The following is a 12,927-nucleotide window of genomic DNA, read 5'->3' as shown; positions in this document are numbered from 1 at the left end:
GCTATTTCTTCGCCTGTTCGCCGCTCTGGCGCAGGGCAGCGTATTTGAGGGTCACCGCCTCGATATTGCTGTCGAGCCAGCTCGCCATGGCGAGTTCCTCATCGAGGTTCTGGCGCAGCACCGAGCTGGCATTGCTGTTGCCGGCTTCGGTCGCCAGGGTGATCAGCGACTTGTAGGCGGCGATCTCGAAGTTCTCGAAGGCGAAGTTGGCGAAGCTGTTCTTGACGATCTCGTCAGGCGCAAAGGTGTGGCCCATGGCAGCCATCATGCCGCTGAAGCTGAGCGCGGCATCCTTGAGGGCCGAGCGATCGGCGCCGGCAGCGTCGAGCAGCGCGTCGAGACGCTCGAGCTGAATCTCGGTCTCACGAATATGCTGCTCCAGCCGGGCCAGCACATCGGGATAGCTCTCGATGCGGGCAACCTGTGGGCGCATGATCGACAGCGCCTGGTTCTCCATGGCGTGGGCGTTCTTGAGGCCGGTGACGTAAAGGTCGGTAATCGATTCCATTGAAATGTCCTCTCGCAATCATTGAGCGAATGAGACGCAGCGCCACGGCGCTGCCCGGCTTAACCTGGGTTAAGGCGTCATGACGACCTTGATCCACTCGTTCTGGTTGTCGTGGAACTGCTTATAGCCCTCCGGCGCCTGCTCCAGAGGGATGCGGTGGCTGATCAGGAAGGTGGTGTCGATCTCGCCTTCCTGAATGCGGCGGAGCAGGTCGTGGGTGTAACGCTGCATGTGGGTCTGGCCGGTCTTGATGGTCAGGCCCTTCTCCATCATGGCGCCGAGCGGCCATTTGTCGATGATGCCGCCATAGACCCCAGGGACGGAGACGCGGCCGCCCTTGCGGCAGGCGAGCAGGGCCTGGCGGAGCGCATGGGCGCGGTCAGCACCGGGGGCGATCTTCTGCTTCACCACGTCGACGACGTTGTCGGGCGAGAAGCCGTGCGCCTCCATGCCGACCGCATCGATCACGGCGTCGGGGCCGATGCCGGCGGTCATTTCCATCAGCGCCTCGCGGACGTGGGTTTCCTCGAAGTTGATGATCCTGGCGCCGAACTTCTCAGCGAGCTTGAGGCGATTGGGGTGGTGGTCGATGGCGATCACCTGGGCGGCGCCCATCAGCACGGCCGATTGCACCGTGAACAGCCCGACCGGGCCGGCGCCCCACACGGCGACGGTGTCGCCCGGCTGGATCTCGGCATTCTCCGCCGCCATCCAGCCGGTAGGCAGGATGTCGGACAGGAACAGCACCGTCTCGTCGTCCATGCCGTCGGGGATGACGATGGGGCCGACATCGGAGAAGGGGACGCGGACATATTCGGCCTGGCCGCCGGCATAGCCGCCGGTCATGTGCGAGTAGCCGAAAATGCCGCTCATTGCGTGGCCATAGAGCTTTTCCGATACGTCCTGCTTCTCGGCCGGGTTGGTGTTGTCGCAGGCCGAGAATTGCTGCTGCTGGCAGAAGAAGCACTGCCCGCAGGAGATAGTGAAGGGCACCACCACGCGCTGGCCCTTCTTGAGGGTGCTACGGGCGCCGACCTCGACGACTTCGCCCATGAACTCATGACCGAGAATGTCGCCCGACTTCATGCCGGGGATCACGCCGTCATAGAGATGCAAGTCCGAGCCGCAGATGGCGGTGGAGGTGACGCGGATGATGGCGTCGCGCGGGTTGATGATTTCGGGGTCGGGGTGGGTATCCACCCGCACATCGTTGGTTCCATGCCAGGTCAGGGCGCGCATCAGTCGTTGTTCTCCTGGTCGTGGTGGTTGATGGCGGTGGCGATCTCGCCGGTCTCGAGCAGCATCTTGAAGCGCTTGAGTTCGTGGCGGGCCTGGATATTCGGTTCGGCGCCGAACAGCTTGGCGGCAAGGCGGCCAATATTGCCGCCGGGGGGCTCGTAGCGGATGTCGGCGGTGACGGCGGTGCCGCGGTCCCCGATGGCGTCAGTGAAGCTGACGCGGCCCTCGGTCTTGATCTGGGACTCCTCGGTCGAGCGCCAGGCGATGACGCTGCCGGGCACGTCCTCGGTGATCTCGGTCACCAAGGTCACGGTCTGGCCGAGCGGCGCCTTGACCGTCCAGCGGGTCTGTTGGCCGTTGACCTCGATCGTATCTACCGAACGCATGAAGCGCGGCAGGTTCGAGAAGTCGCGCCAGAAGGCATAGACCTCCTGTCGCGGCTTGCTGATCAGCACGGTGCGGCCGACGATGGCGAGATCGCCATCCTTGTCGTCGCGGCGGGCGCGGTGGGGTGCGTCGTCGTGTTCTTGCATGTAGGGGCCCTTCTCAGTGGCGTTTGCCGTCGTCGAGCGGCTCGGCGAGCTTGCGGTGCATGCCGGCCAGCCGCTTGTCGGAGAGGAAGCGCGACATCAGGGCCTGCAGCTTGTTGGGGAAGCCGCTGACTTCGTGGCCATCGCCGCGCAGCATCGCCTCGAAGCCCGCCTTGGCGACGGCGACCGGATCATCCTTCTTGCCGCGGCCGACGCGGGTGTCCTCCATATCGGCCTCCTCGAAGAAGTCGGTGTCGGTGGGGCCGGGCATCAGCACCGTCACGGTGATCCCACTGTCCTCGAGTTCGTTGCGCAGCGCGTAGGCGAAGGAGTCCACATAGGCCTTGGTGGCGTTGTAAACGGCCTGGAAGCTGCCCGGCATCAGGCCGGCGATGGAACCGGTCAGCAGCACGCGGCCAAAGCCCTGCCGGCGCATGTCATTGACCAGCTGGTGCAGCAGGTAGGTGGTGCCGAAGACGTTCGTGTCGATGACCCGCTGAATGTCCTCGAAATCCTGGTCGAGGAAACCGTTGCCCAGCCCCCTGCCGGCATTGGCAAAGAGCGCGTCGATGGGCCGGCCAGTAGCCCGGACCCGCTCCACCAGCGTGTTCACCCCCTCACGGGTGGCAAGGTCGGCCTGCACGGGCTCCACGCTCACGCCCAGCGCGGCAAGCTCGGTCGCCGTTGAAAAGATATCGTCGCCATCAGCGACAATCACGAGGTCCGATCCATGCTGGGCCGCCATTCTGGCGAGCTCCAGCCCGATGCCGGACGAGGCGCCGGTCACCACCGAAAAAGATAGTTGTTTGTCGCTAGCCATTGCGAGCGCTCCTTGGGCAGAGGTCTCGCAGCAAACCGGAACTGTCGCGGCATCGTTGCTGGCTTCACTCAGGTTTAGCCAGGCCCAGCCGCAGCTTAACGCAGGTTAGTTCTTCCCCGCGGGGAAACAACAGCAGCTTCCGTGCGTTATGTGGGCCTGCGGGGAGAACAAAGTGACCGAACTCAACGGCAAGCGCGTCCTGGTCGTCGACGACGACATCGCCTTTGGCAAGTCACTGGTTGAAGCGTTGAGAGAGGCGGGGGCAGTCGCCTTCGGCCCGGCGCTCACTACTTTTCATGCCGATTGCCTGCTGGGGCGCCGCCGCGTGGATCTGGCGCTGCTTGACACACGTCTCTACGGCAAGGGTTCGGACGAGTTCGCGATGGAACTTCGGGCCCGCGCCATCCCGGTGATGTTCATGAGCGAGCCGGAAACGTCTCGGCCCGCCGGCGTGCTGGCGCAGTTGCCCCTGCTGTCGAAGCCGCTCGATGCGGCGACCGTGCTGGCCGAGGTGGACTCCTACCTGAGCCAGACACGCGGCAGCGAAGCCCTGCGGTTGGTCCATACGGAACCGTCACCCCGCACCGAGAACCAGCAAAGCCCCTTGCACCGGCTGGCCCGGTGCGTCGCCGTCAGCCTTGAGCGGAACGCTGCTCTGTAGCGCCGGCCCTGGACGCAGGCCTCAGATAGGCCGGATCGAACCCGCAGAATTTAGCCAGCGCTTCCGGATCGGGCAGCAGCACGAGGCGCCCCCGCGTTTCCACCAGTCGTTCGCGCCGCAGAACCTGCAGCGTGCGATTGACGTGGACTGTGGATAGGCCCAGCGCTTCCCCCAGTTCCGACTGGGTCAGCGGCAGCTCGAACTCGTTTTCGGCCCTCAGGCCGCCGACCACGCCGAGGCGGAAATGCAGCTCGCACAAAAGGTGGCCGATGCGCTGAACGGCGCTGCGGGACCCGAGACTGGCCACCAGCTCGCGTGACACATTCTGGTCCACCGCTGCGGCACGCAACAGCGCCACCATGACGTCGGGATACTGCTCCGTCACGCCCGCAAGGTCAGCGGAGGCGATCTCACCCAGAGTGCATGGCGCGGTAGCCGTCACCGCCTGCACCGCCGGCGTTGCGGAGAGAAAGCCGAAATCGCACAATTCCCCCGGCAGCACGAAGCCGGTGATCTGCCGCCTGCCCTCGACGTCATCGCGGTAGCGGCAGGCAAAGCCACTCAGCAGCACCCGTGCCCCAGGTACGGCTCCGTTCACCGAGATGATCTCGCCCCTGGGACGGACGTCGCGCGTGCGCGAGATCAGCGTCCGGGCGGCGGCTAGGGCCGCCGGTGAGAGCAGGCACAGATCGGCCAACCGACGGGTGAAGACCTCGTGCGGAACCAGGGCGTCGGTGAAGATGGTCATGAATGGTCCTCTGCCACGACTTGGCAAGGACCGAAGACCTCGTCTGCAAGGTAGGCGACCGGGGTCGTCCAGTCCGCGGCAATCACATGCACTCGCGAATCCACGTCAATCTGGAAGGTTCGCGCACCTTAGCCACCCCGGTGGGCGGGCGAATTAACAAATGACAACGAAGGGCGCTGTGTCCCCGCCGAACGCTCCCATGGGTCACCGCCATCACTTAACAGAGGCTAAGTAGGTCTTGCTCAGCACCGGCGGCGGAACTCCGCGCCCTACGAGGTTGTTGGGCGAAGACCTGGATGCGCGGTGGCGTGCCGCCCGAGGGAGCGTTATGGCCGCTTTTGATATCGCGAACCCTGCAACCAACGGAGCGCCGCAGCAGCAGCTTGGCGGTCCGATCGTGTTCGGTCGATTGCAGAGCCTGGGGCGGTTACCGGCTGAAGACATTGCAGCGCTCGCCTCAGCCAAGTGGCGCCGCCGCATTCTAGACCCACGCGAGGAATTCGACCCCTCCGGTCATTTGTGCCTTGTGGGCTCCGGCTGGGCCTGCCGCTATCGCAAGCAGCAAAGCCAGCGCCAGTTGGTCAGCCTGGTCCTGCCCGGCGATATCTGCGATTTCGGTTTCCTGACCGGCTCGCGTCAGCGGGCGCGGTTTGCCGCAGTGTCCCGGACCACCATCATTCAGATCGACCCCGATGGGCTTGCCGGCCTGTCGGAGACCCACCCCCGAATCCTCGCCAGCATCCTCGCCAACATCGCCATCGAGGGCGCCATCGCCGAGGAATTGCTGGTGTCGCTCGGGCGGCGGACGGCGCTGGAAAGAGTCGCGCACCTCCTATGCGAGCTGCATGTCCGGCTCGACCGGCTGGGGCTTGCCCGCAACGGCCAGTTCGAGTTTCCGCTCACTCAGGCGGAGGTGGGCGAATATCTCGGCCTTTCCACCGTGCATGTGAACCGGACGCTGCAGGTGCTGCGCCACCGCGAACTGATCCGCAGCTCCGCGGGACGCATACAGATCCTGAAGCTGGACGAATTGCGCGAAGTGGCCGGCTTCGACCCCTCCTATCTTGAGACTACGCCGCCGCGCGAGACGATCGCCTTCGACGCCTGAGTGTCCCGCGCGAACAGCGGAACTCACGCTCATTCCGGTCATTGGCCCAGAAGCGGCTCACGCCGACTTCTGAACCAACAGCCGGAGACACGAGATGAGCAGCAAGCAACCGGAATCCGACAAGCCCGACTACCGCGACCGCCACTATGGGCAGGCCGGCGGCAACCAGACCGGCCCCAGCCTCGAAGGCAGCGATGAAGCCCCGCCGCGGGTCCCACCTTCGCGCGACGGGGGCGGCGGGCATCTTGGTGCCTATGAAGCCGAGAACTGGAGCGGCCGCAGCGAGCACGAGCCCACCGAGGAACTGAGGGGCGAGAACCAGCGCTTCTCGGACGCGGCCGTCTCCACCGAAAACAGCGCACATGGCGGCTCGGATCGGGCCCCGCTCGCCAACGCCGTCCTGCGCCGGCTCGCCGAGGACGACAGCCTCGATGCCACCGCCATCAGCGTGGAAGCGAATGGGGACGGCATCCTGCTCACCGGCGGCGTGGACAGCCCGGAGGCAAGACAAAGGGCCGAGATGCTGGCCGGCGCAGTTGAAGGCGTGGGACCAGTCACCAACGAGCTGCAGGTGGTTCGCTCCGAAAATCTCGGCGAGCTTCCGCGGCAGACAACCGACCGGATCTGACCATCGCCCCGCCCTGCGGCGCCTCCTGGCTTAACCCAGATTGGCGCCGGAACGGGCGCGTACCGGAGGCACTTACCGATATCCAACGAGGAGACATCGAATGAAGCTTCGTGCCTTATTGATCACCACCGCCCTGCTTGCGGCCCCCGTCGCCATGGTGCAGGCCCAGACCGAAACCGCCCCGGCGGCCACTTCGGCTCCCGCAGCCACCGCTCCCATGCAGGTGACGGACCCAGCCCAGTTCGCGGCCATGGCTGCCAGCAGCAACCAGTTCGAGATCGCCTCGAGCACCCTCGCCGTCGAGCGCTCCACCAACCAGGATGTCGTCGCCTTCGCCGAGCAGATGATCGCCGACCACACCAATGCCGCCCAGCAGATGATGCCGGCCGCAGAGGAGGAGGGCATTACCCCGCCCACCGATATGGAGGATCGCCACCAGCAGATGGTTGACGAACTCGAGGGCTTGGAAGGCGAGGAATTCGACGCCGCCTATATCGCAGCTCAGGTCCAGGCTCACGACGAAGCCGTGGCGCTGTTCCAGTCCTACTCTTCCGAGGGGCCGGAGGGCGCACTCAAGGAGTTCGCCACGGCGACCCTGCCGGTGCTGGAGCAGCACCAGGAGCACGTGCACGGACTCAGCGGCAACCACTAAGGCAAGCAACAGGCCGCCCCCACGAGGGCGGCCTTCTTCTATGGGAACAAGTCGTGAGAACGATCATCATCGCGGTCATCATCATTGTCGTGATCGGCGCTATCGCTGCCGGGGTGAGCTTCATGCAGGGCTCGGGCGTGCAGCGCGACATGGCGCCTGAGGACCTCAACGAAAGCCAGCAGGTCGGCAGCTAAGTTGAGAGCTGCGAAACTTTATCGCTCAAGGGGACGTTACTTCCACATCGCATCCTGGAGGTAAAACAATGCGTGTATTGAACATCATTACCCTGTTGCTGATCATCATCGGCGGCATCAACTGGCTGCTCGTCGGGGTTGCCCAGTTCGATCTGGTTGCTGCCCTGTTCGGCGGCCAGGACGCGGCTCTTGCCCGCATCGTCTATATTCTTGTTGGTCTGTCGGCGCTGTACCAGCTGGTGCCGTTCTTCCGCTCGCTGTCGCGCGGCGAAGTCTCCGCAGAACGCGGTTATTAAGACGATTTGCGGCGGCCGTTCAGACGGCCGCCGCTTCTCTCTGCGGTGCCGTGGAGGGGTCGGCCTCGGTCAAGCCAAGCGCCACGAGCAGTTCGCGGGCACGGGCGAGCCCGGTATGGTCCGCCAGCACCAGCTTCTGTGCCGCCGCAGCAATGGTGCGGCGCTCCGCGTCGGACGTCCCCTCCAGAATCTGGACGACCTCATCGGCATCCCGCGCCACCATCAGCGCCTCGCCGAGCGGGAACAGTTCTCCCAATCCATCCCAATAGTCGCTGATCACCGGGGTCGCACAGGCGCCGGCCTCGAACAGCCGCACGCTGGGCGACCAGCCGGCGACGATCATGTCGGCACGCGTGACGTTCAGGGTGAAACGTTGGCGGCTGTAGAAGCTTGGGTGTTCCGCCGGTGGCAGGTGCTCGATCCGCTCCACATTGGCCGGCCAGTCGATGTCGGCCGGGTATTGCGGGCCCGCCACGACGAAGCGCTTGTGCGGCAGGCGCCGGGCCGGCTCCAGCAAGAGGCGCTCGAGCGTGGGCTGGCGGTCGGGGCTGTAGGTGCCGAGATAGCCGAGATCCCATTGGGGGCTCTCGCCCATTGGCCGGTAGCGCGCGTCGTCCACCGAGCAGTAGAGCGCGACGGCGTTCTGGGCGCCGAACTCCTGCTCGAGCCGGGTCAGAGTCGGCCCGCCGGAGAAAGAGAAGTAGATATCGAAGAGCGGGATTTGCGGACGTTCGAGATATTCCTCGTGGCCGCGGGCGAGCTTGGCCAGCGTCACCGGCGTATCGATGTCGTAAAAGCTCAGATGCGCCGGCTGCAATTCGGCGACCGCGTCTATGACCGCCGGCCCCTCGGGCACATAGGAGCCGATCATGACCGCGCCGGCCGAACGCAGTTCGGGCGCGAACCTGTCGATCAGGTCCGGGACGCCGCTGTAGTATTCCAGCGTGCAGAAATCCGGCTCCGGGAGGTCGCGGTTGCTGGCGTACCAGGGCACGTCGCGCTCGAGGAACAGCACGCGCTTGCCCTCAGCGGCGACGCCGCGCAGCAGGGCACGGAAGGTGGTGGCGTGGCCATTGCCCCAGGACGACGACAGCGACAGGCCGAGAACGACGAGATCGTAGCGCTCGCTCATTCCGCAGCCTCCGTCCGGCGCATCTCGACATGGCGGCGGAAGATGGCGTCGGCCAGTTCCGCCCGGTCGGCATAGGTGTGCTCGGACAAGACCCGACGCAGGGCGGCTTCGCCGATTGCGTCGGCCTTCTCCGGCGTCAGCGCGGCGAGGATGTCGACCACGTCGTTGCCATCGCGGGCGACCAGCACCTCGCGATCGGGGGCGAGGAACATCTCGATGCCCTCCCAATAGTCGGTGATGAGGCACGCCCCTGCCCCGGCGGCTTCGAAGACGCGCGTCGCCGGCGAGAAGCCGTTGCGGGCCATGCTCTCGCGCGAGATGTTGAGCACCGCCTTGGGGGTGACGTTGAAGCTGTTGTGGTCGGCAGTGCCGACATGGCCGATATAGTGGACGTTGGGGCTCATCGACTTGTCGCCCCAGCCGGAACCGCCGAGGACGAAGCGCTGCAGCGGCAGCCGTGCCGCGGGCGCAAGGAAGAACTCCTCCACCCGCCGCTCGCGATCCGGCAGGCGGTTGCCGAGAAAGCCGAGGTCGCCTTCGAAGCGGGCCTGTGGCGGCGCCGGATGGTGGGTCGAGGGATCGAGCGCGTTGTAGATGGGGATGCACTCATGCGCGCCGAGCTGGCGGTAGGCGTCCACCACAGGGTCACCGCCGCCATAGGTCAGCACGAGGTCGATGCTGGCGAGGGCGCGACGCAGCGGATGATCCGGGGCGGCCTGCAGTTCGGCGAGGGTTGCCGGCGCGTCCACGTCCCAGAAGATGCGCAGGGCGCCGGGCGCAGCAGCGGCAAGCACCGCCTCGAGGATGCGGTCGTCCTCGAAGCCGACGCCGCTGGCCTTGACGACGATATCGGCATCGGCAGCCTCGGCCGCCACGCGCTGCAGGGCCTCGACGGTGCCGTCATAGACCACGACCCGGCACCAGTCGGGCGGATCGATGTCGCGGTTCTTCTGCCGGTCATAGACGTCGGGCTCGTAGAAGGTGACCTCGTAGCCGAGCCCGGCCAGGGCGCGGATGATGCCGCGGTAATAGGTGGCGGCGCCGTTCCAGTAGGCGGAGAGCAGGCTCGAGCCGTAGAATGCGATCTTCATTGTGCAGCCTCCTTTGCCGCCAGGTTCTCGAGCACGCGCTCGCTGCCATGGGTGGCAAGCACCGCCAGCAGTTCATCGACGCGGTGGGTGCAGGTGTGGCGTGCGAGGATGGTCTCGAGCCCGTGCCGCTCCAGGTCCTTGGCCATGCTGCGGTCGGTCAGCACGTCGGTCAGCAGGTGCCGCATCTCCTCCCCGTCCTTGGCGAAGAGGAAGTCGGTGCCGGGGCGGAACAGGCCTTCGGCGTCATCCCACGGCGCCGAAATCAGCGGAATGCCGCAGGCGAGCGCCTCGAACATACGGATTGTCGGAATACCCGGCAGCGCCTCGATGTAAGGCCGGCGCGGGATGTGCATGGTGACGCGATGGCGAGCGAAAGCCCGCGGCGCATCGGCATTGGCGATCCAGCCGCCATGTTCCAGCCCTGCAGCGCGTACCGCAGCGATGGCTTCATCGGGGTAGCGTACGCCGCGTACGGTGCCGGTCAGTTGCAGGTCGCGGGCCGGCTCGATCAGGAACTCGCGGATTTCGGCCGAGCGCTCGTCGTCGCCCCAATTGCCGATCCAGATCAGGTCGCGCTCGCGATCGACCTCCGGCATGGGATGGAACAGTGCATGGTCGGCTGCCTCGTGCCAGGTGACCACCTGCCTGCCCCACCCAGCCTTCAGGTAGCGCTGGCGCAGGGTTTCGCCGAAGGCGAGGATGACGTCGTAGTCCTGCAGGGTGAGGGCCGCGATGTCCTGTTCGGCCGAGACGGCGCGGTGATGCGTGTCGTGGAACAGCAGCGTGAACCGGCCGCCATCGCGGCGGGCGCGGCCGATGCGGGCCACCAGCTCCGGATCGGTCCATTCGTGCACCACCACCACATCGGCGTCGTCGATGGCAGCCTCATGGTCGAACTCGGCGTCGTACTGGCGCGCCGCCAGGCCGGGGAAATCCCGCCGGAACCGTTCGATGGCGGCCGGCCCTTGCGTCTTCAGCAAGTTCTGCCGGCTCCAGGAGTCGGCCGGCTCCAGCGCCAGCACCGAGTGGCCGCGGCTCCTGAGATCGCGCATCACCCCGCGGAGAAAGTGGGCATTGCCGTGGTTCCAGTCGGACACCAGGGAGTGGGTATAGAATACGAAGTGCATCGAGGCCCTCAGGCAGTGCGGCTCAAACTGGGCATCAGCAGGCTCTCGTAGGCCTGCTGCATGGCGCGGCCCTGGGCGGCCAGGGTGAAGCGTCCGGCGCGCTCGCGTGCGGCAGCGCCGAGCTGGCGGCGCCGCTCTGGATCACGCGCCAGGCTGTTGATCGCTTCGGCGAAAGCCTTGGCATCATGCTTGTCGGCGAACAGCGCGACGCCATCCCAGAGTTCGCGGTAGGTCGGTATGTCGGAAAGCACCATCGCCGCGCCGCTGCCGGCAGCCTCGAGCGGCGCCAGTCCGAAGGGCTCGTAAACCGAAGGCGACACAAAGATGCCGGCCCGGCGCATTCGCGCCATCACGTCCGCATGGCCGAGTTCCCCGAGCCACTGGGCGTGGGCAATCTCGCGATAGGCCCCGTTGGGTCCGTGATTGGATCCGGCCATCACCACCGGCCACTCGGTCATGGCTGCGGCGGCATCGAGCACGCCGCCATTCTTGCCATCGTCCCACCAGCGGCCGGCGGCGAAGACGTAATCGTCTCGCCCTGTGTCGACGGTGACCGCGTCCGAGCCATTATAGACCACGCGTGGGCACCCAAGAGACCCATAGCTCTGGCGCAGCATGGAGGCGTGCGCCTGGCTCGGGGCCACCACCATGTCGGCAGCCTCGAAGCCGAGGCGGTTCAGCCGCTCCTGCCAGAGCCAATCCGGCGGCACGCTGGTGCCACGCACCGCGGCGAACCAGGTCACCGTGCAGGAGTGCGACACGGTCAGCACCGGCACCCCAAGTTCCAGTCCCGCTGCCTGCGACGGCAGGTTGAGGTGCACGAGGTCGATCTCGCGGTCGTCGACCAGTTGCCCAATCAGCACCGGAACGTCCCGCAGGCTGTCTTCGTCCGGCGCTGTCCAGTCGAGCGGTGCATCGAGCCAGACCACCTCACCATGCGCCTCCGCTTCGGCGCGCTGACGCTCGTTGGGCGGCGGACCGAAGCCGGCGAAGGTGAAGGTGAAGCCGGCGGCCTTCAGCGTTGCCGCCAGATCCATGGCGTAGCGCCAAACGCCGCCGACGGCGTCGACGGTCATCAGCACATGGCGCGGACGGTGCAGCGAGACGGCGGAGCCGTGATGGGCACTGAAGACAGGCTCCGGCGAGGCAATCATGCGCTGACCCGTTCGCGGTTGGCGGTCGCAGTGCCGCTGCGCAGCCAATCGGCGAGGTCGCGCAGCCCGGCGCGCCACCCCATCTGCGCCTTCCAGCCCAGTTCCGTCGTCAGCCGCGACGTGTCGGCAACGAAATAGCGCTGGTCACCCTCGCGCCACTCATCGTGGGTGATGTCGACCTCCGTCCCCATCACCCGCCCGATCTCTTCGAGCACGGCGTTGAGACTGACGGCATTCCGCGGCCCGCCGCCGAGATTGAAGGCATGGCCGCTCACCTTGTCTATGGAGGCAAGAACGGCACGATAGGCGGCGACGGCGTCGCTGACATGGAGCACGTCGCGCACCTGCTGGCCGTCGCCATAGATGGTGATCGGCTTGCCCTGGAGAGCACGGATCAGGAAATGGGCGACCCAGCCCTGATCCTCGGTGCCGAACTGGCGCGGGCCATAGATGCAGCTCATGCGCAGCACGGCCGTCGGGATGCCGAACGAGCCGGCGTAGTCCAGCACATATTGGTCGGCGACGCCCTTGGAGCAGCCATAGGGGGTGCAGAAGGCGAGCTTGCGATCCTCACCCACGCCGCGTGCGCGCAGCAACTCATCGGCGGGGGTGTAGCCGGCCGCTTCCTGCTTCAGCGTGATGTCCTCGAGGCTACCATAGACCTTGTTGGTGCTGGCGAAGATCACCGGCGCCTTGTGCCCAGCGGCGCGCACCGCCTCGAGCACGTTGAGCGTGCCTCGGGCATTGACCTCGAAATCGTCGACGGGATCGACGAGACTGGTCGTCACGGCCGTCTGGGCAGCGAAATGGAACACGGCGCCAGCGCGGGCAATGGCCGGGGCAATGGCGTCACGGTCGCGGACGTCGGCCACCACCACTTCCACGCGCCCGCCATGGCGCTCCTTGAGCCAGGCGGCGTTCTGCTCCACCCCGGCTCGGCTCAGATTATCGATTGCGATCACCCGCTCGCCTGCGGCAAGCAAGGTGTCCGCAAGGTTGGAGCCGATGAATCCGGCTCCTCCCGTTATGGCGATCGGGC

At 66.1% G+C, this 12,927-nt stretch carries 15 protein-coding genes and 1 pseudogene; 6 read left to right on the top strand and 10 right to left on the bottom strand.

The window, feature by feature from the left end; translation table 11 throughout:
• Position 1 precedes the first annotated feature (1 nt).
• The 4 genes from ACFSX5_RS14180 to ACFSX5_RS14165 all read right to left on the bottom strand — a co-directional run bounded on the left by ACFSX5_RS14180 (position 2) and on the right by ACFSX5_RS14165 (position 3,097).
• Positions 2-508: a ferritin-like domain-containing protein gene (locus ACFSX5_RS14180; RefSeq protein WP_386834301.1), complete on the bottom strand. Its 507-nt coding sequence runs from the start codon at positions 506-508 to the stop codon at positions 2-4.
• Between the two features lie 69 nt (positions 509-577).
• Complete coding sequence (locus tag ACFSX5_RS14175) at positions 578-1,747, bottom strand: zinc-dependent alcohol dehydrogenase (RefSeq protein ID WP_386834299.1); 1,170 nt, start codon at positions 1,745-1,747, stop codon at positions 578-580.
• Entirely contained in the window at positions 1,747-2,280 is a 534-nt protein-coding gene (locus ACFSX5_RS14170) for an SRPBCC family protein (RefSeq protein ID WP_386834298.1), read from the bottom strand. Before ACFSX5_RS14170 ends, ACFSX5_RS14175 begins: the two co-directional genes overlap by 1 nt.
• Before the next feature lie 13 nt (positions 2,281-2,293).
• Positions 2,294-3,097: an SDR family NAD(P)-dependent oxidoreductase gene (locus ACFSX5_RS14165; protein ID WP_386834297.1), complete on the bottom strand. Its 804-nt coding sequence runs from the start codon at positions 3,095-3,097 to the stop codon at positions 2,294-2,296.
• 172 nt (positions 3,098-3,269) lie between these two features.
• On the opposite strand from ACFSX5_RS14165, the gene ACFSX5_RS14160 reads away from it, so the two are divergent.
• Positions 3,270-3,758: a hypothetical protein gene (locus ACFSX5_RS14160; protein ID WP_386834295.1), complete on the top strand. Its 489-nt coding sequence runs from the start codon at positions 3,270-3,272 to the stop codon at positions 3,756-3,758.
• Here ACFSX5_RS14160 and ACFSX5_RS14155 read toward each other — a convergent pair.
• The gene (locus tag ACFSX5_RS14155; RefSeq protein ID WP_386834293.1) at positions 3,730-4,506 is read right to left on the bottom strand and encodes a Crp/Fnr family transcriptional regulator; all 777 of its coding nucleotides are present in this window, start codon (positions 4,504-4,506) and stop codon (positions 3,730-3,732) included. The genes ACFSX5_RS14160 and ACFSX5_RS14155 overlap by 29 nt on opposite strands.
• 328 nt (positions 4,507-4,834) lie before the next feature.
• On the opposite strand from ACFSX5_RS14155, the gene ACFSX5_RS14150 reads away from it, so the two are divergent.
• The 5 genes from ACFSX5_RS14150 to ACFSX5_RS14130 all read left to right on the top strand — a co-directional run bounded on the left by ACFSX5_RS14150 (position 4,835) and on the right by ACFSX5_RS14130 (position 7,384).
• Positions 4,835-5,614, top strand: a complete 780-nt coding sequence (locus ACFSX5_RS14150) for a Crp/Fnr family transcriptional regulator (RefSeq protein ID WP_386834292.1) — start codon at positions 4,835-4,837, stop codon at positions 5,612-5,614.
• A 94-nt stretch (positions 5,615-5,708) separates the two neighbouring features.
• On the top strand, positions 5,709-6,242 hold the full coding sequence (locus tag ACFSX5_RS14145; RefSeq protein WP_386834291.1) for a BON domain-containing protein: 534 nt from the start codon (positions 5,709-5,711) through the stop codon (positions 6,240-6,242).
• A 100-nt stretch (positions 6,243-6,342) separates the two neighbouring features.
• Positions 6,343-6,894 (top strand): DUF4142 domain-containing protein, encoded by a 552-nt coding sequence (locus tag ACFSX5_RS14140; protein ID WP_386834289.1) that lies wholly within the window; start codon positions 6,343-6,345, stop codon positions 6,892-6,894.
• A gap of 53 nt (positions 6,895-6,947) precedes the next feature.
• On the top strand, positions 6,948-7,088 hold the full coding sequence (locus ACFSX5_RS14135; protein WP_386834288.1) for a hypothetical protein: 141 nt from the start codon (positions 6,948-6,950) through the stop codon (positions 7,086-7,088).
• A gap of 68 nt (positions 7,089-7,156) precedes the next feature.
• Complete coding sequence (locus ACFSX5_RS14130) at positions 7,157-7,384, top strand: DUF378 domain-containing protein (protein ID WP_386834286.1); 228 nt, start codon at positions 7,157-7,159, stop codon at positions 7,382-7,384.
• A 19-nt stretch (positions 7,385-7,403) separates the two neighbouring features.
• Here the strand turns inward: ACFSX5_RS14130 and ACFSX5_RS14125 are convergent, their stop codons facing one another.
• The 5 genes and pseudogenes from ACFSX5_RS14125 to ACFSX5_RS14105 form a co-directional block, all read right to left on the bottom strand.
• Positions 7,404-8,516 carry a CgeB family protein gene (locus ACFSX5_RS14125; RefSeq protein WP_386834285.1) on the bottom strand — a complete coding sequence of 371 codons (1,113 nt, stop codon included), beginning with the start codon at positions 8,514-8,516 and terminating at the stop codon, positions 7,404-7,406.
• Positions 8,513-9,607 carry a CgeB family protein gene (locus ACFSX5_RS14120; RefSeq protein ID WP_386834283.1) on the bottom strand — a complete coding sequence of 365 codons (1,095 nt, stop codon included), beginning with the start codon at positions 9,605-9,607 and terminating at the stop codon, positions 8,513-8,515. Before ACFSX5_RS14120 ends, ACFSX5_RS14125 begins: the two co-directional genes overlap by 4 nt.
• Positions 9,604-10,734: a CgeB family protein gene (locus ACFSX5_RS14115; RefSeq protein ID WP_386834282.1), complete on the bottom strand. Its 1,131-nt coding sequence runs from the start codon at positions 10,732-10,734 to the stop codon at positions 9,604-9,606. Before ACFSX5_RS14115 ends, ACFSX5_RS14120 begins: the two co-directional genes overlap by 4 nt.
• Before the next feature lie 8 nt (positions 10,735-10,742).
• Positions 10,743-11,888, bottom strand: coding sequence for a glycosyltransferase family 4 protein (locus ACFSX5_RS14110; RefSeq protein ID WP_386834280.1), 1,146 nt, complete (start codon positions 11,886-11,888; stop codon positions 10,743-10,745).
• A pseudogene (locus tag ACFSX5_RS14105) lies at positions 11,885-12,925 on the bottom strand (SDR family NAD(P)-dependent oxidoreductase); the annotation flags it as partial. The gene ACFSX5_RS14110 and the pseudogene ACFSX5_RS14105, both read right to left, overlap by 4 nt.
• Positions 12,926-12,927 lie beyond the last annotated feature (2 nt).

It is taken from the genome of Devosia albogilva, from assembly GCF_042685625.1.
GTDB lineage: Bacteria > Pseudomonadota > Alphaproteobacteria > Rhizobiales > Devosiaceae > Devosia > Devosia albogilva.
Note: the sequence above shows the minus strand (reverse complement) of the source record. Positions and strands in the feature narration are given on the sequence as shown.

Coding starts and splice junctions, on each gene's coding strand:
- ACFSX5_RS14180 (WP_386834301.1), bottom strand. CDS start 508: ATGGAATCGATTACCGACCTTTACGTCACCGGCCTCAAGAACGCCCAC.
- ACFSX5_RS14175 (WP_386834299.1), bottom strand. CDS start 1,747: ATGCGCGCCCTGACCTGGCATGGAACCAACGATGTGCGGGTGGATACC.
- ACFSX5_RS14170 (WP_386834298.1), bottom strand. CDS start 2,280: ATGCAAGAACACGACGACGCACCCCACCGCGCCCGCCGCGACGACAAG.
- ACFSX5_RS14165 (WP_386834297.1), bottom strand. CDS start 3,097: ATGGCTAGCGACAAACAACTATCTTTTTCGGTGGTGACCGGCGCCTCG.
- ACFSX5_RS14155 (WP_386834293.1), bottom strand. CDS start 4,506: ATGACCATCTTCACCGACGCCCTGGTTCCGCACGAGGTCTTCACCCGT.
- ACFSX5_RS14150 (WP_386834292.1), top strand. CDS start 4,835: ATGGCCGCTTTTGATATCGCGAACCCTGCAACCAACGGAGCGCCGCAG.
- ACFSX5_RS14145 (WP_386834291.1), top strand. CDS start 5,709: ATGAGCAGCAAGCAACCGGAATCCGACAAGCCCGACTACCGCGACCGC.
- ACFSX5_RS14140 (WP_386834289.1), top strand. CDS start 6,343: ATGAAGCTTCGTGCCTTATTGATCACCACCGCCCTGCTTGCGGCCCCC.
- ACFSX5_RS14130 (WP_386834286.1), top strand. CDS start 7,157: ATGCGTGTATTGAACATCATTACCCTGTTGCTGATCATCATCGGCGGC.
- ACFSX5_RS14125 (WP_386834285.1), bottom strand. CDS start 8,516: ATGAGCGAGCGCTACGATCTCGTCGTTCTCGGCCTGTCGCTGTCGTCG.
- ACFSX5_RS14120 (WP_386834283.1), bottom strand. CDS start 9,607: ATGAAGATCGCATTCTACGGCTCGAGCCTGCTCTCCGCCTACTGGAAC.
- ACFSX5_RS14115 (WP_386834282.1), bottom strand. CDS start 10,734: ATGCACTTCGTATTCTATACCCACTCCCTGGTGTCCGACTGGAACCAC.
- ACFSX5_RS14110 (WP_386834280.1), bottom strand. CDS start 11,888: ATGATTGCCTCGCCGGAGCCTGTCTTCAGTGCCCATCACGGCTCCGCC.